Genomic DNA, 17,826 nt, shown 5'->3' on the forward strand with positions numbered 1-17,826 from the left:
ACCTTCGGCAGGGTTGACTACAGTTGTCGTCACGGGCATGTTGACGACAACTGTAGCCACAAGGCGATCCCATGCCCGGCAAGGCCCGCAAGTCCATCGGCGACCAAGAACTGGCGCTGCTGCAGCACCTGTCCGAACACGGCGAGGCCAGCGTAGGCGAGGTGGCCGCTACCTTCGGCCAACCGCGCGGTCTGGCCCGCTCCACCGTGCTGACGATGATGGAGCGGCTGCGGGCCAAGGCCTACCTGCGTCGTCGGCCCGTTGACGGCGTGTACCGCTACGCGCCGGTGGCCCAGTCGGACGATGTCATGCGCACGGCAGTGGGCAGCTTCGTCGAGAAGACCCTGCAGGGATCGCTGTCTCCCTTCGTCGCATGGATGTCGCAGCGCTCGGAAGTGAGCGATGACGAACTGGCCGAACTCGAGGCCCTGGTCGCCAACCTGCAGTCCAAGCGGAAGGAGGGCTGACATGGATCTCGTCGCACTGGCCGATGGCCTCCTGTCGCGACTGCTCGCCGTCGGGCTGCAGTCGTTGTGGCTCGCCGCCCTGGTATGGGCGCTGTGTCGCTACCTGCCGCGACTGGATGCGCGCACCCGGGCCTGGTTGTGGTGGCTGGTCGCCACGCAGATGGTGGTGGGCCTGTTATGGCATGCGCCGGTCGCGCTGCCCTTGCTGCCGGCGGAGCCGGTCGCCCCGCCGGTGGTGCTGGCCGTGGCCGCCGAGACAGCGACGTACGTTCCACCCTCGACGACCGTCGCGTCGGTGCCGGCGATGCAGGCATCGCGGACCGATACCGGCGTTCTGCTGATGGCGGCCTGGTTGGCCGGCGTTGCGGTGATGCTGACGAACACGCTGCGCCACGCCTGGCGCCTGCGTGGACAGGTCCGGCGCGCACGTCCGTGTCGCGACCGCCGCGTGCAGGCGCTTTACCGCACGCTGGCGCAGCGGCTCGGCGTCGTCGCGGCGCCCGCACTGCGGCTCAGCGACGACATCGACTCGCCGATGCTGGCCCGGCCCTGGCGTCCGGTGCTGATGCTGCCGGCCTCCGGCCTCGCCACGATGAGCGACGACGACCTGCGCATGGCGCTGCACCACGAACTGGCGCACCTGCAACGCCATGACCTCTGGTGGGCGTGGATGCCGGCGCTCGCGCAGCACCTGTTCTTCTTCCATCCGGTCGCGCACCTGGCCGTGCGCGAGTACGCCTTCGCCCGCGAAGTCGCCTGCGATGCCGCCGTGTTGCAGGACGAACAGCACGCTCCCCACGACTACGGACGCCTGCTGGTGAAGCTGGGCGTCGCCACCGCACCTTCGCCGGCACTCGCCGGCGCTTCCCCCACGTTCCGCATCCTGAAGAGGAGACTGCTCATGTTGCAGCACACCGTTTCCCCGCTGCGCAGCAGCGCGATGGCCCTGATCCTGGGTGTCGTGCTGCTGGGCGTGGTGCCGTACCGCGTGATCGCCAGCAGCACGCCGGTGGCGGCGTCCGCCGTGGCCGCACCGGTCGCACCTCAGCCGAAGACCGCCGCCATGCCCGCCACGCACGCGGCACCCCGCCCCATCCGGGTCGCCGATGTGCGCGACATGCCGGCGCCGCCGGCACCTCCCGCCCCGCCGAAGGCTGCGCCCCCGCCGCCCCCGCCGCCCCCGGCCCCGCCGATGTTCGGCGACAAGGTCACCGGAGTCCTGAACCTGGGCGGCACACGCGGCGGTGATGCCTATGTGCTGATCGACGGCGACCATGTGAGCATGGCCGGCAGCAGCGACGACATCCGCACCGCGAAGGCGGCGCAGCGAGGCGATGAACCGGTGCTGTGGCTGCGTGAGGACGGCAAGCAGTACCTCGTGCGCGATCCGGCCACGCTGCAGCGGGTGAAGGAAGCGCATGCGCCGGTCGCCGCACTGGGCGAGCAGCAGGGCCGTCTGGGCGAGCAACAAGGTGCGTTGGGCGCGCGCCAGGGTGGCCTGGGTGCGAAGCAGGGAGAACTCGGTGCGAGGATGGCCGCCATCGCGGCCGAACAGGCAGCAGCCGGGCTGCAGGGTCGCGAGGCGCGCCAGGCCGAGACCGATCGCCGAATGAAGGCGCTGGCGGAGGAGCAGGACGCGCTCGCCCGTCAACAGGAGGCGCTGGCCCGTCAGCAGGAACCGCTCGCACGGCAACAGGAAGCACTGGCGCGCCGGCAGGAAGCCGCGAGCGAGAGCATGCAGCGCGAGGTCGCGCGCCTGCTGCATGACGCCATCCGCAGCGGCAAGGCGCAGCGCCTCTGACGGAGAGGTTCAGTCGTCCGTGCGCAGCCCGCTCCACTGCGAGCGGGCGAGGCGGATGACCGCGCGGACCTGGTCGCGGTCGCGATGGCGCGAGATCGCGATCGCGCCGAGCCGCAACGCCTGCTCGCGCAGTTCCTCGGTCAGGTCGTAATGCGCGCCGCTGCGTTTGTCCTGGAAGGCGCGCCGCGGCATGCCCAGCCGTTCCGCCATCGCGTGCAGTTCGTCCAGCGTGTCGGCCATCAGGTGGGCCCAGCGCCGGCCACGCCACAGCGTGACCGCGTCGTCCACGTAGACGCTCATCGCGGGGCGGTGGCCTTCGGCGGCCGCACCATGCGGTCCATCAGGTGCTCCAGCGTGGCCGCCAGGTCGCCGCAGCGGCCCATGTGCACCGGCGAGGTCTGGATGATGGAGCTGCGCTTGGCCGTGAGCCAGTGGAAGCGCGCACGCGGCGGCAGCAGGCCGATCGGTGCGGCCGCTTCGCCGCCGCGGCAGATCGCCGGGATGGTATCCAGGTGCCGACGCAGCGATTCCAGGTCCAGCGTGGGATCGAGTGCGAGCAGTCGCGCTTCGTCCAGCTCGATGCGCGCCTCCAGGAACTTCGCACGCTCGCACGACAGGATGATGCCGACGTTGACGAACTCCTCGCGTTCCACGCGCGGGACGACGCGGATCACGGCGTAGTCGTAGGTGTCATGCGCGCGCACGGATCGCCTCCTGCACGAACGCATCGCGCTGCGCCACACGGCGGACCAGGTATCGGACGTACGCGGCGCGCTGCGTCGCCGGATCGCCGAACCCATCGGGGCCCTGCAGCCACGCATCGGGTACGTCGGCGACGATGCCGGCGATCATGGCTTCGGTCAGCATGGCCGCCATGCTGCCGTCGATCTCCGCCAGCCGAGAGGCCCACCGCAGCAGGACGTGGTCGCGGATCAGGGGGAACGGCTTGCCGGCGCCGGAGGTATCGCCGTCCCAGCCATGATGGAAGTACAGCGCGGCGCCGTGGTCGATCAGGTACAGCCGGCGGTGCCACATCAGCAGGTTGGTGTTGCGCGCGGTGCGGTCGACGTTGCTGATGAAGGCGTCGAACCAGACGATGCGCGACGCCAGCTCCGCGTCGGGCTGTTCGGCAACGGGGTCGAAGTTGACCGCGCCCGGCAGGTAGTCCATCGCCAGGTTGAGCCCGGCGCTGGCCTTGATCAGGTCCTGGATCTCCGGATCGCCTTCGGTGCGCGCGAGATCGGCATCCAGTTCCATCAGTGCCAGGTCCGGCATCGGCAACGCCAACGCCTTCGCCAGTCCACCGGCGATCACTTCGGCCACCAGTGCCTTCGGGCCCTGGCCGGCGCCGCGGAACTTGAGTACGTAGAGGCCTTCGTCGTCGGCTTCCACGACGGCGGGCATGGAGCCGCCTTCGCGCAGCGGGGTGACGTAGCGGGTGGCGGTGCGGAGGGGAAGCGTCATCAGGTCGCTAGGATAGCGCGCCGGCGCGGGTGGCTCTGCTCGAACGCGTCACGCCCATGCGCCTCAACAGCAGTAGACCTGACGCTCGAGGCGGCGCCCTTCGAGCGGCAGGCGGACGTGCGTGTCGGGCGACACATGTGCCCGGTTCATGACAGGCGGTGGCCGTCACCCCGCCGCGCGCGACTCCGCGCCGCCGCGCTGCAGCGGATCGGGCAGCGGTTCACCGTTCGGCGTGAAGGCCAGCGATACCGAGTTCAGGCAGTGGCGTTCGCCGGTCGGGGGCGGCCCGTCCGGGAACACATGGCCCAGGTGGCTGTGGCAGCGCGCGCACACGATCTCGGTGCGGACCATGCCGTAGCTCGTGTCGCGGATGCGGCCGATGTGCGCCTCGTCCACCGGCTGGAAGAAGCTCGGCCAGCCGGTGCCGGAGTCGAACTTGGCGCTGGACCGGAACAGCGGCAGGCCGCACAGGCGGCAGGTGTAGACGCCGTCCTGCTTGTTGTCCAGGAACACGCCGCAGAACGGCGCTTCGGTGCCGTGCTGCAGCAGCACGCGGCGCTCGTCTTCGCTCAGGCCGGCGATCAGCGCCGTGCGCTGCGCATCGGTGGGCGGGGTGAGGTCGAAGGCCGTCATGGACACGCTCCGCGGGAAAGGGTGCCCACGATATGGTGCCGACTGTTGCTCGTCACAACCTGTGCCGGTGCCGGTGCCGGCGGGCGGCGTATCAGGGCGTGCCCGTCAGCGCGGCATTGCCCTTGAGTTCCTTGCGCAACCAATCGTCGATCATGCGCTTCTCATGGCGCAGGCTGTCGTTGCTGTTGATGTTGCTGCCCATCAGAAAGCCATGGTCCACCAGCTTGCGCTCGCCTTCGGCCAGTACCTGCCCATCAGGCCCCTTCACGACGAAGCTGAGCGTCATCCGCGGCGGGTAGATGTCCTTGACGATGCGGATGTCCTGCATGTCCGGGCGCACCGCGGGCTCGTACCGGCCCGCACGGTCGATGTCGGTGATGGTGACCTCCATCGTCTGGCCGCGTGCCAGGCGCTGCCCGGCCTCGTCCCGCAGGTAGCGGGCCAGCTCCACGACCCAGTTGCCCTGCGCGGATTCCCAGCGGTTGCCGCTGAACTTGATCTCGCTGAACTGTGCCGGGTCGGTCCACTGGACGCTGACCGCGCCACCGTCGGTGGGCAGACTGCGTGGAATGTCCGGGTCGGTGACGTTCTTCGGCCTCGCCTGGCCGGGCAGCGCGGCGGCCAGCGCGATGAAGGCGGTGAGCAGCAGGGCGGGGGCTTTCATGGCCGGTCCTCGGAAATGTGACGCATCGATTGTGCGCCCGCGCGCCGAAGCCCGGCAACGCGGCGGGGGCCGGGGCTTACGGCGCGTTCAGCGGGCGCTGACGGACCTTAGAGGCCGCGCAGCCGTTCGACGTCGCGGACTGGCGGCGCGCCGAACATGCGGCTGTACTCACGGCTGAACTGGGAGGGGCTTTCATAGCCCACGCGATGGCCGGCGCTGGCGGCGTCCATCACCTCGCTGAGCATCAGGCGACGCGCTTCCTGCAGGCGCAGCTGCTTCTGGTACTGCAGCGGGCTCATCGCGGTGACCGCCTTGAAATGATGGTGCAGGGCCGACGGGCTCATGTGCACCTCGCGGGCGATGTGGTCGATCCGCAGTGGCTGCGCGTAATGCTGGCGCAGCCAATGGATCGCCTTGGCCACGCGCTGGCCCTGGCTGTCTGCGATGCCGATGTGGCGCAACATCGCGCCCTGCGGGCTGCACAGCACGCGGTACAGGATCTCGCGCTCCACCAGCGGCGCCAGCAACGGGATGTCCTGCGGCGCATCGAGCAGCTTCACCAGGCGGATCGCCGCCTCCAGCAGTTCCACGCTGCTGGGGGCCAGGCACAGGCCGCGCGACGGCGGTGGCAGGGGGGCCCTTGCCGACTCTGCCTCGGTGACGAGTTCGGCGATGGTGGACGGGGAAAGCTTCAGCACCAGGCACAGGTAGGGTGCGTCGGGGGCCGCTTGGGTGACCTGGGCGGTCACCGGCAGGTCGACCGACGCGACGACGAAGCGGCTGGCGTCGTAGTCGTAGACCTCGTCGGCCAGGATCGCGCGCTTGGCGCCCTGCACGATCAGGCACAGGGCGGCTTCCTGCACGCCGCGTGTCGGCAACGGCATGGGGGCGCTCAGCCGGGAGAAATGCAGCGCGGGAATCGTGGTGGCGTGCAGGCCGTCTTCGCCGGTGGATCGTTCAATCAGGCCGGCCAGTTCGCGCAGGCAGGCTTCATGGGCGGGCGTGTTGTCGGGCATGGATTGTCCCTGTGGTGCGAACGCGGGGGAGGGAAACGAGTCTACGCAGCGCCGAGGTGGATGGCATGGCGCGGAAGGCGCCTGGGCAGGATCGGGCAAGGATCGTGGAGGAATCCGATATCGGGCAAGCGCCATCGGCGCCCAGACTGCGCCCCTTCCCGACGCAGCCCGCGCCGGGCTTCCCCCCACGAGGTGTCCCATGTCCGGAATCCAAGGAAAAGTCATTGCCATCACCGGTGCCAGCAGCGGCATCGGCGAAGCGGCCGCGCGCGAACTCGCCCGCCGCGGTGCCCACGTCGTCCTCGGCGCGCGACGCACCGACCGGCTGGAGCGGCTGGTCGCCGAGATCACCGCTGCCGGCGGCAGCGCGCGCTGCCATGCGCTCGACGTCACCCGCCTTGAAGACGTGCAGGCGTTCGTGGCGTTCGCCCAGGCCGAATACGGCCGGCTCGACGTGATCGTCAACAATGCCGGCGTCATGCCGCTGTCGCCGCTGGCCGCGCTGAAGATCGACGAATGGAACCGGATGATCGACGTCAACCTCCGCGGCGTGCTGCACGGCATCGCGGCGGCTCTGCCAATCATGCAGGAACAGGGCAGGGGGCAGGTCATCAACGTGGCCTCCACCGCGGGCCATCGGGTGTGGCCCAGCGCGTCGGTGTACTGCGCCACCAAGCACGCGGTGATCGCGCTGTCCGAAGGCCTGCGCCAGGAGCACGACAGGCTGCGCGTCACCGTGGTGTCGCCCGGCGTGACCACCAGCGAACTGGCCGAAACCACCACCGATGCCGGCATCAAGGCGTGGCTGGAGGATTTCCGCCAGGTCGCGATTCCCGCCGAGGCCGTGGCGCGCGCGATCGCCTATGCGGTCGAACAGCCCGACGATGTGGACGTCAGCGAGGTCATCGTGCGGCCGGCCGCCAGCCCGAACTGACATTTCGTCGGCAGGCAACAAAGTATTCCACGCCCAGGGGTTGCCGCCCGCGGAACGGGGGAGTGCAATGGCGCACTCCCCCGCTTCTGGAACTCTCCCCATGGAATACCGTTACCTCGGCGCGTCCGGCTTCCGCGTGCCCGTCCTCTCCTTCGGCACCGGTACCTTCGGGGGCCAGGGTGCGCTGTTCAGTGCCTGGGGCAGCACCGACGTGGCCGAAGCGCGCCGCCTGGTCGACATCTGCCTCGACGCCGGCCTGACCATGTTCGACAGCGCCGACGTCTACTCCAAGGGCGCTGCCGAAGAGATCCTCGGTGAAGCGATCAAGGGCAGGCCGCGCGATGCGCTGATCATTTCCACCAAGGCCACCTTCCGCTTCGGCGACGGCGAGAACCAGGTCGGCTCTTCCCGCCACCACCTCATCAACGCCGTCGATGCAGCGCTCAAGCGGCTTGGCACCGACTACATCGACCTGTTCCAGCTGCATGGCTTCGACGCCCGCCCGCCGGTGGAGGAAGTGCTGTCCACGCTCGACACGCTGGTGAAGGCCGGCAAGATCCGTTACCTCGGCGTGTCCAACTTCTCGGGCTGGCACCTGATGAAATCGCTGGCCGCCGCCGACCGCCACGGCTGGACGCGCTACGTGGCGCACCAGGCGTACTACTCGCTGGTCGGCCGCGACTACGAATGGGAGCTGATGCCGCTGGCCGCCGACCAGGGCGTGGGCGCGGTGGTGTGGAGCCCGCTGGGCTGGGGTCGCCTGACCGGCAAGATCCGCCGCGGCCAACCGCTGCCCGAGAACAGCCGCCTGCAGTCGCAGACCGCGAACGATGCCGGCCCGCAGGTCGACCTGGAGTACCTGTACGACGTGGTCGACGCACTGGACGAGGTCGCGCAGGAAACCGGCAGGTCGATCCCGCAGGTCGCGCTGAACTGGCTGCTGCAGCGCCCGACCGTGAGCACCGTGGTGATCGGCGCACGCAACGAAGAGCAGCTGAAGCAGAACCTCGGCGCGGTCGGCTGGAACCTCACCCCGGAGCAGGTCGCGAAACTGGACAAGGCCAGCCAGCGCCCCAAGCCGTACCCGTACTGGCACCAGGCCGGCTTCGCCTACCGCAATCCCACGCCCGTCTGAGTGCACCGCACGGTGCCCCCCTTGTAGGAGCGACGTAAGTCGCGACCGCGCCAATACCCCGTGCAGAAACAAGAACGCGCAGCAGCGCGCCCTGATGAGAAACCATCGGCTTTCTGTGGGCGACCAGGTGCGCGGTCGCGACTTACGTCGCTCCTACAGGGTGGGCCTGCTACATTCGCCTTCTCTTCATTCGACTTCCGGATACTCCATGCGCCTGTGTGTCCTTGCCGCCGTCCTGTCCATCGCCTGCATGCCCGCGTTCGCCGCGACGACCTACGTGAAGGCCGGCCGCCTGCTCGATGTCGAATCCGGGCGCATGCTGACCGACCAGGCCATCGTGATCGAGGACACGCGCATCACCGCCATCGGTCCGGCCGCGAGCACGTCGGTGCCGGCCGGCGCGACGGTGCACGACCTGTCTGGGAAAACCGTGCTGCCCGGGCTGATGGATGCCCACGTGCACCTGCATGGCGACGCCGATCTGCAGGGCTACCGGCGCCTGGCCATCTCGCTGCCGGCGGCGGCCATCAAGGGCGCCAAGAACGCGCGCACCACCCTGCTGGCCGGGTTCACGACGGTTCGGGTGCCCGGCTCGCCCGGCTACGCCGACGTCGCCTTGCGCGATGCCATCGCCAATGGCGAGGTCGAGGGTCCGCGCATCCTCGCCGGCGGCGTGGCCATCGGCATCACCGGCGGGCACTGCAGCGACAACAACCTGCTGCCGGCCGAATACAAGGCGGTGGGCGACGGTGTGGCCGACGGTCCCTGGGCCGTGCGGCAGAAGGTGCGGCAGGACGTGAAGTTCGGCGCCGATTTCATCAAGACCTGTTCCACCGGCGGCGTGCTGTCCAAGGGCACCGAGGTCGGTGCGCCGCAGTACTCGCTGGAGGAACTGAAGGCGCTGGTCGACGAAGCGCACGCGCTGGGCCGCAAGGTCGCCTCGCACGCGCACGGCGCCACTGGCATCCGCAATGCATTGCTCGCCGGCGTGGACTCCATCGAGCACGCCAGCTTCATCGACGACGAGGGCATCGCGCTGGCGAAGAAGAACGGCACCGTGCTGGTGATGGACATCTACAACACCGAGTACATCCTCGGCGAAGGCGAGAAGGCCGGGTTCCTGCCCGAGTCGCTGGAAAAGGAACGCCGCGTGGGCGCCACCCAGCGCGAGAACTTCCGTAAAGCGCACCAGGCCGGCGCCATCATGGGCTTCGGCACCGATGGCGGTGTGTATCCGCATGGCCTCAATGCGCGCCAGTTCTCGCGCATGGTGCAGTTCGGCATGACCCCGCTGCAGGCGATCCGCTCGGCCACGCTGGTCAATGCGCGGCTGTTCGGTATCGACAAGGAGGTCGGCGTGCTGAAGCCCGGCTACTACGCCGACCTCATCGCCGTGGACGGCGACCCGCTGCAGGACGTGGCCGTGCTGGAGAACGTCGGCTTCGTGATGAAGCAGGGTCGTGTGTACAAGCGCGACTGACGCCCTGTCAGTCTTGCGTCGCTATTCCATCATTCGGACACAAGGATATCGCTCATGGGCATAGTGGCGTGCTTGGCAGGCATCGGTCGGGCGACGATCGATCGCCTCAAGGAGGATCCCGACCTCGTGGAGGGCTACCTCTACCCGGACGATGGCGAAAGCGAGCCGCCGAACTGCATCGATCTGGATAAATCGTGGCACTGCATCCATTTCATGCTGACCGGCCAGGCCGAGGACGCCGAGCCGCCGCTCGGATGGGCTGTGGTGGGCGACGAAGAGGTGGGAGAGGATACTGGCAACGGACCTGCACGCGTTCTGTCTCCCGAACAGGTATCGAAGGTCTCTTCCGCCCTCATTGACGAGGAGGCTTTCAGGCGCCGCTTCGATCCGACGAGCCTGGCGCAGGCCAACATCTATCTGCACGAGATGTGTGTCCGCGATGGTGACGATGCGTTGGACTACATCGTGGACAACTACCGCGGCCTGGTCGACTTCTACCGCAACGCCGCTGCGCGCGGCGATGGCGCCATCCTGTGGTTCTGCTGATACGAGTGCTGGAGTGCTGCTTGTGAGTGAACCCGTGAAGATCGATTTCGTCTCCGACGTCGCCTGCCCATGGTGCGCGATCGGCCTGGCGTCGCTCGAGCGTGCCATTGCCGCGGTCGGCGGCGGTCTGCGGGTGGAGGTGCGCTTCCAGCCGTTCGAACTCAACCCGGACATGGGCCCGGCGGGCGAATCCATCGCCGACCATCTGGGACGCAAGTACGGGCTGGACGCGGAACAGCTCGTCCAGAACGGCGAAGCGCTGCGCCAGCGCGGCGCGGCGCTGGGGTTCCGGTTCGACCTGCAGAAGCGCGACCGTATCTACAACACCTTCGACGCGCACCGCCTGCTGCACTGGGCGGGCGAGCAGGGCGCCGCACCGCAGCTCGCGCTCAAGCGCGCGCTGCTGCAGGCGTATCACGGTGAAGGACGCAACGTATCCGACCTCGATACGCTGGTCGCGATCGTCGAAGCGACAGGACTGGATGCGGCCGAGGCCCGCCAGGTCCTGGATACGGGCCGTTTCGCAGCGGAGGTCCGCGAGCGCGAACGCTTCTACCAGCAGCAGGGCATCCGCGCGGTGCCGGCAGTGATCTTCAACGACCGCCACCTGATACAGGGCGGCCAGCCTGCGGACGTGTTCGAACAGGCACTGCGTCAGCTGTCGGGGATTGCGGCGTAAGAGGATCAGCCGTGACGGGCCAGCAGGACGGACTCGTTGCTGGGCATTTCCACCACCACGGCGGTCGGGATGCCATGGTGCTGGTGCAGGGTGGCGGCGAGCAGCTTGGCGCTTTCGCGCGCATCGCCCAGGTTGTCGAACCAGTTGCGGCCGTACTGGCCTTCGTAGAGTTGCCAGCCCTTGTCGTTGGCGGCGATGGTGAACAGCAGGCGGGGCATGACGGACTCCGGTCGACACGCCGGGCAGGGAACCGGCGTGCAGACTGTGCGCGAATGTGCCAGTTATCACATTCGGCGGAAGTCCCGGATCCGCGTAGGAAAAGTCCTACGCGGCTGTAGGTGTGAGGCCCTGCCTCAGCGCAGCAGGGGCTCAAGGGCCTTCCAGACATGGTCGCGCAGCTTGGGTTGCGCGCTCGCGACCGGGTGCAGGTTGTCGGCCTGGTAGGCGTTGCGGTCCAGCGCGATGGGTTCCAGCAGGAACGGCAGCAGGGCGGTGCCGTACTGCTTCGCCAGTACGCTGTAGTTCTGCTCGAACCCGCGCGTGTAGTCCGGTCCGTAGTTGGGCGGCATGCGCATGCCCACCAGCAGCACCTTCGCCTTGCGTGCCTGCGCGGCCTTGATCATCTTTTCCAGATTGGCGCGCGTCTGCGCCAGCGGCAGGCCGCGCAACCCATCGTTCGCCCCCAGCGCGATGACCACGACGGCGGGCTTGTGGCGTTGCAGTTCCGCCGCGATGCGCGCCGCGCCGCCGGCGGTCGTCTCGCCGCTGATGCTGGCGTTGACCACCCGCCATCCCGGCCGGGTCTTGCCGATCCGGTCAGCGGTCAGGGCCACCCAGCCCTGTGCCGGCGACAGGCCATAGGCGGCGGACAGCGAGTCGCCCATCACCAGAAGCGTGCGTGCGGCCTTCGCGGGTGCGGCCTGCGCGGTCTGCGCCACGACGGGACGTGCGAATAATGCGACGAACAGAAGCAGGACCAGGCCCGACGCCCATTGCATGCGCGCGCGTCCGGCCCCATACCTGCCTGAATAACGAAACATGCGAACCGTGCTCCCGATGATCCACGAAATGACCGACGAGACGATCATGGCCGACGCCAGCAGACTGCAGACTGAAGCCCACGCCTCCGCCCGCGCCGTCCTCGACGTGCAGGGCCTGGGCAAGCGTGTGACGCTGCCCGGTGGCGAACTGACGATACTCGAGGATGTGGGCTTCCGCATCGGCCCCGGCGATACCGTGGCGATCGTCGGGGCATCGGGGTCGGGCAAGAGCACGCTGCTGTCCCTGCTGGCCGGACTGGATGTGCCCAGCACCGGCTCGGTGACGCTCGATGGCGAGCGCATCTCCGCCATGGACGAGGACGGCCGGGCACGCGTGCGCGGCGAGAAGGTCGGCTTCGTGTTCCAGAGCTTCCAGCTGCTGCCCTCGCTGACGGCGCTGGAGAACGTCATGCTGCCGCTGGAATTGCGGGGCGATGCCGACGTGGAAGGGCCGGCGCGGCAGATCCTGCAGAAGGTGGGCCTGGGCGAGCGCCTGGCGCATTACCCGCGCCAGCTGTCCGGTGGCGAACAGCAGCGCGTGGCATTGGCGCGTGCGTTCGTCACCCGGCCGTCGCTGCTGTTCGCGGACGAGCCCACCGGCAATCTCGACACCCACACCGGGCAGGCGATCATCGAGCTGCTGTTCGCGCTGAACGCCGATGCCGGCACCACGCTGGTGCTGGTCACGCACGACGACCACCTGGCCGCGCGCTGCCAGCGCCTGCTCCGGCTGGATGCCGGACGCCTGCAAGGTGCGGCCGCATGAGGACGCTGGCACTGGCCTGGCGCCAGCTGAGGCGCGACCTGGCTGCGGGCGACATCCGCATCCTGTTCGCCGCGCTGGTGCTGGCGGTGGTGGCGGTGACCTCGGTGGGCTTCGTCACCGATCGCGCCGAGCGCGCGCTGGCCATCGAGGCGAACCGCCTGCTGGGCGGCGACGTGGTGGTGCGCGGCGATGCGCCGCCCACCGAGGCGCTGCGTGCGCTGGCCGCGGCACCAGGCCTGCGCGTGACCGAAACGCAGGAGCTGCAGAGCATGATCCGCGCCGGCGAGTCGCTGTCGCTGGGCGACCTGCGCGCGCTGGGCGAAGGATTTCCGTTGCGCGGCAGCTTCCGCATCGTCGATCGCGCAGGTGCGGCCGAGCGAGATGCCCGTGGCATCCCCGCGCCGGGCACGCTGTGGATCAGCCAGGCGGGCGCAGAAACGCTGGGCGCGAAGCCCGGCGACACGATCGGGATTGGCACGCGTGAGCTGAAGCTGGCCGCACTCGTCACGCAGGAACCGGATGCGGCCCTCGACTACTTCAATGTCGCGCCGAAGGTCTTCCTCAACCTCGCGGACTTGCCGTCCACCGGCCTCGTGCAGGAAGGCAGCCGCCTGCGCTATCGGCTGGTCGTTGCGGGCGATGCGGCCGCGGTCGAACGCTTCACCGCGGCCGTCAAGCCGCAGCTCGCGCGTGGCCAGCGCATGGAGACCATCCAGGATGCGCGGCCGGAGGTGCGCTCCGCGCTGGATCGCGCCAGCCGCTTCCTCGGCCTGGCGGCGCTGGTGTCCGTCGTGCTGGCGGCGGTCGCGGTGGCGATGGCCGCGCGGCGTCACAGCGAGCGTCACCTCTCCGGCACGGCGGTGATGCGGTGCCTGGGCGCGCAGCAGCGCACGCTGGTGGGCATCCATGTCGGCGAACTGGTGCTGCTGGGACTGGCGGCCTGCACGGTCGGCGTGCTCATCGCGTTCGGCCTGCAGTGGGGCATCGGCCGCTGGCTGCAGCAGTCGCTTCAGATCGACATTCCCCCGGCGGGCCTCATGCCGGCACTGCAGGGCTATGGCGTGGGCATGATCGTGCTGCTCGCCTTCGGTGCGCCGCCGGTGCTGGCGCTGCGTCGCGTGCCCGCCCTGCGCGTGCTGCGCCGCGACCTGGACCGCACCGAACCCAGCGCGTGGCTGGTCGCGCTGACCGGCTTGGTCGGCCTGGGCGCATTGCTGTGGTGGAAGGCGGGTTCGCCCGCGCTCGGCACCGCGATGCTGGTCGGCATCGTCGGCACGCTCACGGTGCTGGCCCTGCTGGCGTGGCTGCTGATCCTGCTGGTGCACCGCATACGGTCGCGCCTGCGCGGGAGTCTGCGCTATGGACTGGCGAACGTCAGTCGCCGTGCCGGCACCTCCATCGCGCAGGTATCCGCATTGGGCCTGGGCCTGATGGCATTGCTGCTGTTGACCTTCGTGCGCACCGACCTGCTGGACCGCTGGCAGCTGGCGCTGTCGGCCAATGCGCCGAACCGCTTCATCATCAACGTGCAGCCGGACCAGGTGGACCCGGTGAAGGCCTTCATGCAGGCGCGCGGGTTGTCGGCGGTCGACCTCTACCCGATGATCCGGGGCCGTCTGGTCGAGCTCAACGGCAAGCCCGCCAGCGGCGCCGACTATGAAGGGGCCGACGCGCGTGCGCAGCGTCGCGCGGACCGCGAGTTCAACCTGTCGATGGCCGCGACCCTGCGCGACGACAACAAGGTGACCGCGGGCGAGTTCTGGACCGATCGCATGCCGTCGTCGCCGGAGCTGTCGGTGGAAGAAGGCTTTGCCGAAGACCTGGGCTGGCAACTGGGCGACCGCGTCGCCTTCGACATCGCCGGACAGCGTTTCGAGGGCCGCATCACCAGCCTGCGCAGCGTGGACTGGGAGAGCTTCCGTCCCAATTTCTTCGTCATCGCTTCACCGGGTGCGCTCGACGGGTATTCCGCCAGCTATATCACCGCCGTCAGCGTACCGTCGGGCGACGCCGCCTTCACCCGCGAACTGGTCAACCAGTTCCCCAACCTGTCGGTGGTCGATGTGGAGGCCGTGCTGAACCAGGTGCGCAGCACGGCCGAACAGGTGTCGCAGGTGGTGCAGGTGGTGTTCTGGTTCTCGCTGGCGGCGGGCCTGCTGGTGCTGATGGCCGCGGTGAGTGCCAGCCAGGACGAGCGCCTGCTCGAAGGCGGCGTGATGCGCGTGCTGGGCGGCAGCCGTCGCCAATTGCGGCTTGCGCAGGCCTCGGAGTTCGCCGCCATCGGCCTGCTGGCGGGGTTGGTCGCCGCCATCGCGGCCTCGATCTTGTCCGGTGTGGTCGCCACGCAGGTGTTCGACCTGCCGTGGAAGGCGAACTGGCCGCTGGCCGCCATCGGTGGCGGGCTGGGCATGCTGGCGGCACTGGGTGCGGGGCTGTTCGCCACCCGCAAGGTGCTGGATGCGCCGCCGTCGGTGACGCTGCGCGAACTGCAGGGCTGAAGCATGCCGGCGATCGTCGGGTGCGATGTCGCCGTCACGCCGACGCAATCCGACGGTCGCACCGATGCATCCGGAGATTTCCACGATCCTCCCGTCTCGTCCGGTTCTGGAGGATGCGGGTGATCGAGTGCCTTAGAATGCGGCGACAACATCTCCTGTACGCCGCGTCGTGGCCTCCAAATTCTCCGATCCCGCTCTCGATGCCTTGATGCTGCCGTTCGCGCAGGGCCTGCTTTCCTGGCCATCCGGGCCGGTGCTGTTCCTGCGCGCGCGCGATGGCGCCGCGCTGCGCCAGTTCCCGTTATCGCAGCTGGTATGCGAACAGAGTTTCCGGCCCGACGCCGAACTGCTGGAGCGCGCCGGGCTGCGCGTCGTCGCCGATGCGGCAGCCGAAGAGACGCGCTACGCCCTGGTGCTGGTGTTGCCGCCGCGCCAGCGCGAAGAAGCGCGCGCACTGCTGGCGCGCGCCGTACAACTGGCCGCGCCGGGGGGCGTGGTGGTCGCCGCGATGACCAACAACGAGGGCGCGAAGTCGGGCGAAGCGGACCTGAAGCTGCTCGCCGGCCTGGCGGGTACGCTGACCAAGTTCCATTGTCGTACCTTCTGGACGCCCCCCCTCGGGCAGAGGGCTGACGGCGCCTTGCTGGCGCAATGGTCGGCACTGGATGCGCCGCGCCGGATCGAGAACGGCCGCTACCTCAGCCGTCCCGGCGTCTTCGCCTGGAACCGGATCGATCCGGCGTCCGCGCTGCTGGTCGAATGCCTGCCGACGGACATCACCGGGCACGGCGCCGATCTGGGCGCAGGATGGGGATTCCTGTCGCTGTCCCTGCTGGCGCGCAATCCCGGCATCACCGCGCTGGACCTTTACGAGGCCGAGGCGCGCGCGCTGGCGTTGGCGAAGGAGAACCTGTGCAGCGCCGCGGGTTCGGCGCGCCTCGACTTCCGCTGGCACGACGTGACAGGGGGGCTGCCGGACCGCTACGACTTCATCGTCAGCAATCCCCCGTTCCACACGCAGAGCCGTGCGGACCGCCCGGACATCGGGCAGCGCTTCATCACCGCCGCGGCCGCCGCGCTGAAGCCGGGTGGCCGGTTGTGGCTGGTCGCCAACCGCCACCTGCCGTACGAGCAGACCTTGAACGACCAGTTCGGCGAGGTGCGCGTCGCCGGCGAACGCGATGGCTTCAAGGTCATCGCCGCGGTGAAGGCGAGGCGTTGAGCCCATGAAGATCGTCAAGCACATCGCCAACCTCGGCTATGGCAGCCGCAAGGACGTACAGTGGATGTTCCGCGAGGGGCGGATTACCGACGCCGCGGGCGAGGTGCTGTATGCCGACGATCCGGTCGACCATGACAACATCCGCGTGGATGGCGAGCCGCTGGATCCCGCGCCGGGCGTGGCGATCCTGCTGCACAAACCCGTGGGCTACACGTGCTCGACCAAAGACACGGGCCGCATCGTCTACGACCTGTTCCCGTCGCGCTTTCGTGAGCGTTCGCCGGTGCTGTCCACCGTGGGCCGGCTGGATCGCGAGACCAGTGGCCTGCTGCTGCTGACCGACGATGGCGGGTTACTGCACCGGATCATCTCGCCCAAGGCCAACCTGCCCAAGGTCTACGACGTCACGTTGGCGCAGGACCTGCGCGGTGACGAAGCCGCGATCTTCGCCAGCGGCACGCTGATGCTGGAGTCGGAGCAGACGCCGCTCGCGCCGGCACGCCTGCACGTCATCGATGCGCGCCATGCGCAGCTGACGCTCACCGAGGGTCGCTACCATCAAGTGCGCCGCATGTTCGCCGCGGTCGGCAACCATGTCCAGGCGTTGCATCGCAGCCGCATCGGCGGGCTGACGCTGGGCGACCTTGCGCCGGGGCAGTGGCGCCTTCTCGATCAGGGGGATCTCCGTCAGCTGTTTGGAGCCGAGGCATGAGTCGGGCGGCATTGCCGTTCACGCCCATGGCGGTGGTCTTCGACATGGACGGGCTGATGCTGGACAGCGAACGCGCCATCATCGCGTGCCTGGCGGAGGCCGCTCGCGAACGAGGACACGACCTGCCCGAGATGCTGTGGCTGTCGATGGTGGGCCACAGCGAAGCCGTCTGCCGCCACCTGCTGGACGAGGCGGTGGGCGAGCTGGAACGCGTGCAGGTGCTGCAGCGTTCGCATGCGCTGTACGACGCGGTCGTCGCGGCAGGCGTGCCGCATCGTCCCGGCATCATCGAGATGCTGGAATTCCTGCAGGCGCGCGGGATTCCACGCGCGGTGGCGACATCGACGCGCCGTCCGCTGGCGCTGAGGAAGCTGGAGGCCGCGGGCCTGCTGCCCCGGTTCGATGCGATCTGCACCAGCAGCGACGTCGAGCATCCCAAGCCCGCGCCGGACATCTACCTGCTGGCCGCGGCGTCGCTGGGCGTCGACCCGGCGCAGTGCCTGGTACTGGAGGATTCCCCCACCGGCGTGCGTGCCGCGCTGGCCGCCGGCATGCATCCCATTCAGATCCCGGATCTGCTGGAGCCGGACGATGTCGTGCGTGCGCTCGGCCATACCATCCTGCCGTCGCTGGACGATGCGCGTCGGCTGCTGGAGCGGCGGTTGGCCGGTGAGCTGATGTAGGAGCGACGTCAGTCGCGACCGCACGGCAAAATCCGACCCGTTTTCTCGCCATCTCCCGATGTCGCTCCGGCGATGTAGGAAACCAT

At 69.0% G+C, this 17,826-nt stretch carries 20 protein-coding genes; 12 read left to right on the top strand and 8 right to left on the bottom strand.

What is annotated here, in order from left to right; genetic code table 11:
* The first annotated feature begins 71 nt into the window (after positions 1 to 71).
* Together V8246_RS06550 and V8246_RS06555 are read left to right on the top strand one after the other, a co-directional pair.
* The gene (locus tag V8246_RS06550) at positions 72 to 467 is read left to right on the top strand and encodes a BlaI/MecI/CopY family transcriptional regulator (protein ID WP_336188472.1); all 396 of its coding nucleotides are present in this window, start codon (positions 72 to 74) and stop codon (positions 465 to 467) included.
* Position 468: 1 nt separating this feature from the next.
* Positions 469 to 2,268, top strand: a complete 1,800-nt coding sequence (locus V8246_RS06555; protein ID WP_336188473.1) for a M56 family metallopeptidase — start codon at positions 469 to 471, stop codon at positions 2,266 to 2,268.
* Between the two features lie 9 nt (positions 2,269 to 2,277).
* Here the strand turns inward: V8246_RS06555 and V8246_RS06560 are convergent, their stop codons facing one another.
* The 6 genes from V8246_RS06560 to V8246_RS06585 all read right to left on the bottom strand — a co-directional run bounded on the left by V8246_RS06560 (position 2,278) and on the right by V8246_RS06585 (position 6,045).
* Positions 2,278 to 2,568: a DUF4031 domain-containing protein gene (locus V8246_RS06560; RefSeq protein WP_336188474.1), complete on the bottom strand. Its 291-nt coding sequence runs from the start codon at positions 2,566 to 2,568 to the stop codon at positions 2,278 to 2,280.
* Positions 2,565 to 2,972, bottom strand: coding sequence for a DUF3037 domain-containing protein (locus V8246_RS06565; RefSeq protein WP_336188475.1), 408 nt, complete (start codon positions 2,970 to 2,972; stop codon positions 2,565 to 2,567). The genes V8246_RS06560 and V8246_RS06565 overlap by 4 nt, the downstream gene beginning before the upstream one ends.
* Positions 2,959 to 3,732: a HipA family kinase gene (locus V8246_RS06570; RefSeq protein WP_336188476.1), complete on the bottom strand. Its 774-nt coding sequence runs from the start codon at positions 3,730 to 3,732 to the stop codon at positions 2,959 to 2,961. Before V8246_RS06570 ends, V8246_RS06565 begins: the two co-directional genes overlap by 14 nt.
* Positions 3,733 to 3,897: 165 nt before the next feature.
* The gene (gene msrB, locus V8246_RS06575; protein ID WP_162108312.1) at positions 3,898 to 4,365 is read right to left on the bottom strand and encodes a peptide-methionine (R)-S-oxide reductase MsrB; all 468 of its coding nucleotides are present in this window, start codon (positions 4,363 to 4,365) and stop codon (positions 3,898 to 3,900) included.
* Positions 4,366 to 4,456: 91 nt separating this feature from the next.
* Positions 4,457 to 5,029, bottom strand: coding sequence for a DUF3016 domain-containing protein (locus V8246_RS06580; protein WP_336188477.1), 573 nt, complete (start codon positions 5,027 to 5,029; stop codon positions 4,457 to 4,459).
* A gap of 107 nt (positions 5,030 to 5,136) precedes the next feature.
* A complete protein-coding gene (locus tag V8246_RS06585) occupies positions 5,137 to 6,045 on the bottom strand; it encodes an AraC family transcriptional regulator (RefSeq protein ID WP_336188478.1) in 909 nt (302 codons plus the stop codon).
* Between the two features lie 199 nt (positions 6,046 to 6,244).
* On the opposite strand from V8246_RS06585, the gene V8246_RS06590 reads away from it, so the two are divergent.
* The 5 genes from V8246_RS06590 to V8246_RS06610 all read left to right on the top strand — a co-directional run bounded on the left by V8246_RS06590 (position 6,245) and on the right by V8246_RS06610 (position 10,819).
* A complete protein-coding gene (locus V8246_RS06590) occupies positions 6,245 to 6,979 on the top strand; it encodes an SDR family oxidoreductase (protein WP_336188479.1) in 735 nt (244 codons plus the stop codon).
* A gap of 100 nt (positions 6,980 to 7,079) precedes the next feature.
* Positions 7,080 to 8,114, top strand: coding sequence for an aldo/keto reductase (locus V8246_RS06595; protein WP_336188480.1), 1,035 nt, complete (start codon positions 7,080 to 7,082; stop codon positions 8,112 to 8,114).
* Between the two features lie 208 nt (positions 8,115 to 8,322).
* The gene (locus tag V8246_RS06600) at positions 8,323 to 9,594 is read left to right on the top strand and encodes an amidohydrolase family protein (RefSeq protein WP_336188481.1); all 1,272 of its coding nucleotides are present in this window, start codon (positions 8,323 to 8,325) and stop codon (positions 9,592 to 9,594) included.
* Positions 9,595 to 9,648: 54 nt separating this feature from the next.
* Positions 9,649 to 10,140: a YfbM family protein gene (locus V8246_RS06605; protein ID WP_336188482.1), complete on the top strand. Its 492-nt coding sequence runs from the start codon at positions 9,649 to 9,651 to the stop codon at positions 10,138 to 10,140.
* A gap of 22 nt (positions 10,141 to 10,162) precedes the next feature.
* Positions 10,163 to 10,819 carry a DsbA family oxidoreductase gene (locus V8246_RS06610; protein WP_336188483.1) on the top strand — a complete coding sequence of 219 codons (657 nt, stop codon included), beginning with the start codon at positions 10,163 to 10,165 and terminating at the stop codon, positions 10,817 to 10,819.
* 5 nt (positions 10,820 to 10,824) lie between these two features.
* On the opposite strand, the gene V8246_RS06615 is transcribed toward V8246_RS06610, so the two are convergent.
* On the bottom strand, positions 10,825 to 11,037 hold the full coding sequence (locus V8246_RS06615; protein ID WP_162108305.1) for a hypothetical protein: 213 nt from the start codon (positions 11,035 to 11,037) through the stop codon (positions 10,825 to 10,827).
* A gap of 135 nt (positions 11,038 to 11,172) precedes the next feature.
* Positions 11,173 to 11,817 carry an arylesterase gene (locus V8246_RS06620; RefSeq protein WP_336188484.1) on the bottom strand — a complete coding sequence of 215 codons (645 nt, stop codon included), beginning with the start codon at positions 11,815 to 11,817 and terminating at the stop codon, positions 11,173 to 11,175.
* A gap of 88 nt (positions 11,818 to 11,905) precedes the next feature.
* On the opposite strand from V8246_RS06620, the gene V8246_RS06625 reads away from it, so the two are divergent.
* From V8246_RS06625 to V8246_RS06645, 5 genes are all read left to right on the top strand, one after another.
* Positions 11,906 to 12,625: an ABC transporter ATP-binding protein gene (locus V8246_RS06625; protein WP_336189055.1), complete on the top strand. Its 720-nt coding sequence runs from the start codon at positions 11,906 to 11,908 to the stop codon at positions 12,623 to 12,625.
* Positions 12,622 to 15,123: an FtsX-like permease family protein gene (locus V8246_RS06630; RefSeq protein WP_336188485.1), complete on the top strand. Its 2,502-nt coding sequence runs from the start codon at positions 12,622 to 12,624 to the stop codon at positions 15,121 to 15,123. The genes V8246_RS06625 and V8246_RS06630 overlap by 4 nt, the downstream gene beginning before the upstream one ends.
* 208 nt (positions 15,124 to 15,331) lie before the next feature.
* Positions 15,332 to 16,345, top strand: coding sequence for a class I SAM-dependent methyltransferase (locus V8246_RS06635; protein WP_336189056.1), 1,014 nt, complete (start codon positions 15,332 to 15,334; stop codon positions 16,343 to 16,345).
* 4 nt (positions 16,346 to 16,349) lie between these two features.
* The gene (locus V8246_RS06640; RefSeq protein ID WP_336188486.1) at positions 16,350 to 17,057 is read left to right on the top strand and encodes a pseudouridine synthase; all 708 of its coding nucleotides are present in this window, start codon (positions 16,350 to 16,352) and stop codon (positions 17,055 to 17,057) included.
* Positions 17,054 to 17,740 (top strand): HAD family phosphatase, encoded by a 687-nt coding sequence (locus V8246_RS06645; RefSeq protein WP_336188487.1) that lies wholly within the window; start codon positions 17,054 to 17,056, stop codon positions 17,738 to 17,740. Before V8246_RS06640 ends, V8246_RS06645 begins: the two co-directional genes overlap by 4 nt.
* The last annotated feature ends 86 nt before the right edge of the window (positions 17,741 to 17,826 follow it).

The organism is Pseudoxanthomonas sp. F11 (assembly GCF_037046485.1).
Taxonomy (GTDB): Bacteria; Pseudomonadota; Gammaproteobacteria; order Xanthomonadales; family Xanthomonadaceae; genus Pseudoxanthomonas_A.

Coding starts and splice junctions, on each gene's coding strand:
- V8246_RS06550 (WP_336188472.1), top strand. CDS start 72: ATGCCCGGCAAGGCCCGCAAGTCCATCGGCGACCAAGAACTGGCGCTG.
- V8246_RS06555 (WP_336188473.1), top strand. CDS start 469: ATGGATCTCGTCGCACTGGCCGATGGCCTCCTGTCGCGACTGCTCGCC.
- V8246_RS06560 (WP_336188474.1), bottom strand. CDS start 2,568: ATGAGCGTCTACGTGGACGACGCGGTCACGCTGTGGCGTGGCCGGCGC.
- V8246_RS06570 (WP_336188476.1), bottom strand. CDS start 3,732: ATGACGCTTCCCCTCCGCACCGCCACCCGCTACGTCACCCCGCTGCGC.
- msrB (WP_162108312.1), bottom strand. CDS start 4,365: ATGACGGCCTTCGACCTCACCCCGCCCACCGATGCGCAGCGCACGGCG.
- V8246_RS06580 (WP_336188477.1), bottom strand. CDS start 5,029: ATGAAAGCCCCCGCCCTGCTGCTCACCGCCTTCATCGCGCTGGCCGCC.
- V8246_RS06585 (WP_336188478.1), bottom strand. CDS start 6,045: ATGCCCGACAACACGCCCGCCCATGAAGCCTGCCTGCGCGAACTGGCC.
- V8246_RS06590 (WP_336188479.1), top strand. CDS start 6,245: ATGTCCGGAATCCAAGGAAAAGTCATTGCCATCACCGGTGCCAGCAGC.
- V8246_RS06595 (WP_336188480.1), top strand. CDS start 7,080: ATGGAATACCGTTACCTCGGCGCGTCCGGCTTCCGCGTGCCCGTCCTC.
- V8246_RS06600 (WP_336188481.1), top strand. CDS start 8,323: ATGCGCCTGTGTGTCCTTGCCGCCGTCCTGTCCATCGCCTGCATGCCC.
- V8246_RS06605 (WP_336188482.1), top strand. CDS start 9,649: ATGGGCATAGTGGCGTGCTTGGCAGGCATCGGTCGGGCGACGATCGAT.
- V8246_RS06615 (WP_162108305.1), bottom strand. CDS start 11,037: ATGCCCCGCCTGCTGTTCACCATCGCCGCCAACGACAAGGGCTGGCAA.
- V8246_RS06620 (WP_336188484.1), bottom strand. CDS start 11,817: ATGCAATGGGCGTCGGGCCTGGTCCTGCTTCTGTTCGTCGCATTATTC.
- V8246_RS06625 (WP_336189055.1), top strand. CDS start 11,906: ATGGCCGACGCCAGCAGACTGCAGACTGAAGCCCACGCCTCCGCCCGC.
- V8246_RS06630 (WP_336188485.1), top strand. CDS start 12,622: ATGAGGACGCTGGCACTGGCCTGGCGCCAGCTGAGGCGCGACCTGGCT.
- V8246_RS06635 (WP_336189056.1), top strand. CDS start 15,332: ATGCTGCCGTTCGCGCAGGGCCTGCTTTCCTGGCCATCCGGGCCGGTG.
- V8246_RS06640 (WP_336188486.1), top strand. CDS start 16,350: ATGAAGATCGTCAAGCACATCGCCAACCTCGGCTATGGCAGCCGCAAG.
- V8246_RS06645 (WP_336188487.1), top strand. CDS start 17,054: ATGAGTCGGGCGGCATTGCCGTTCACGCCCATGGCGGTGGTCTTCGAC.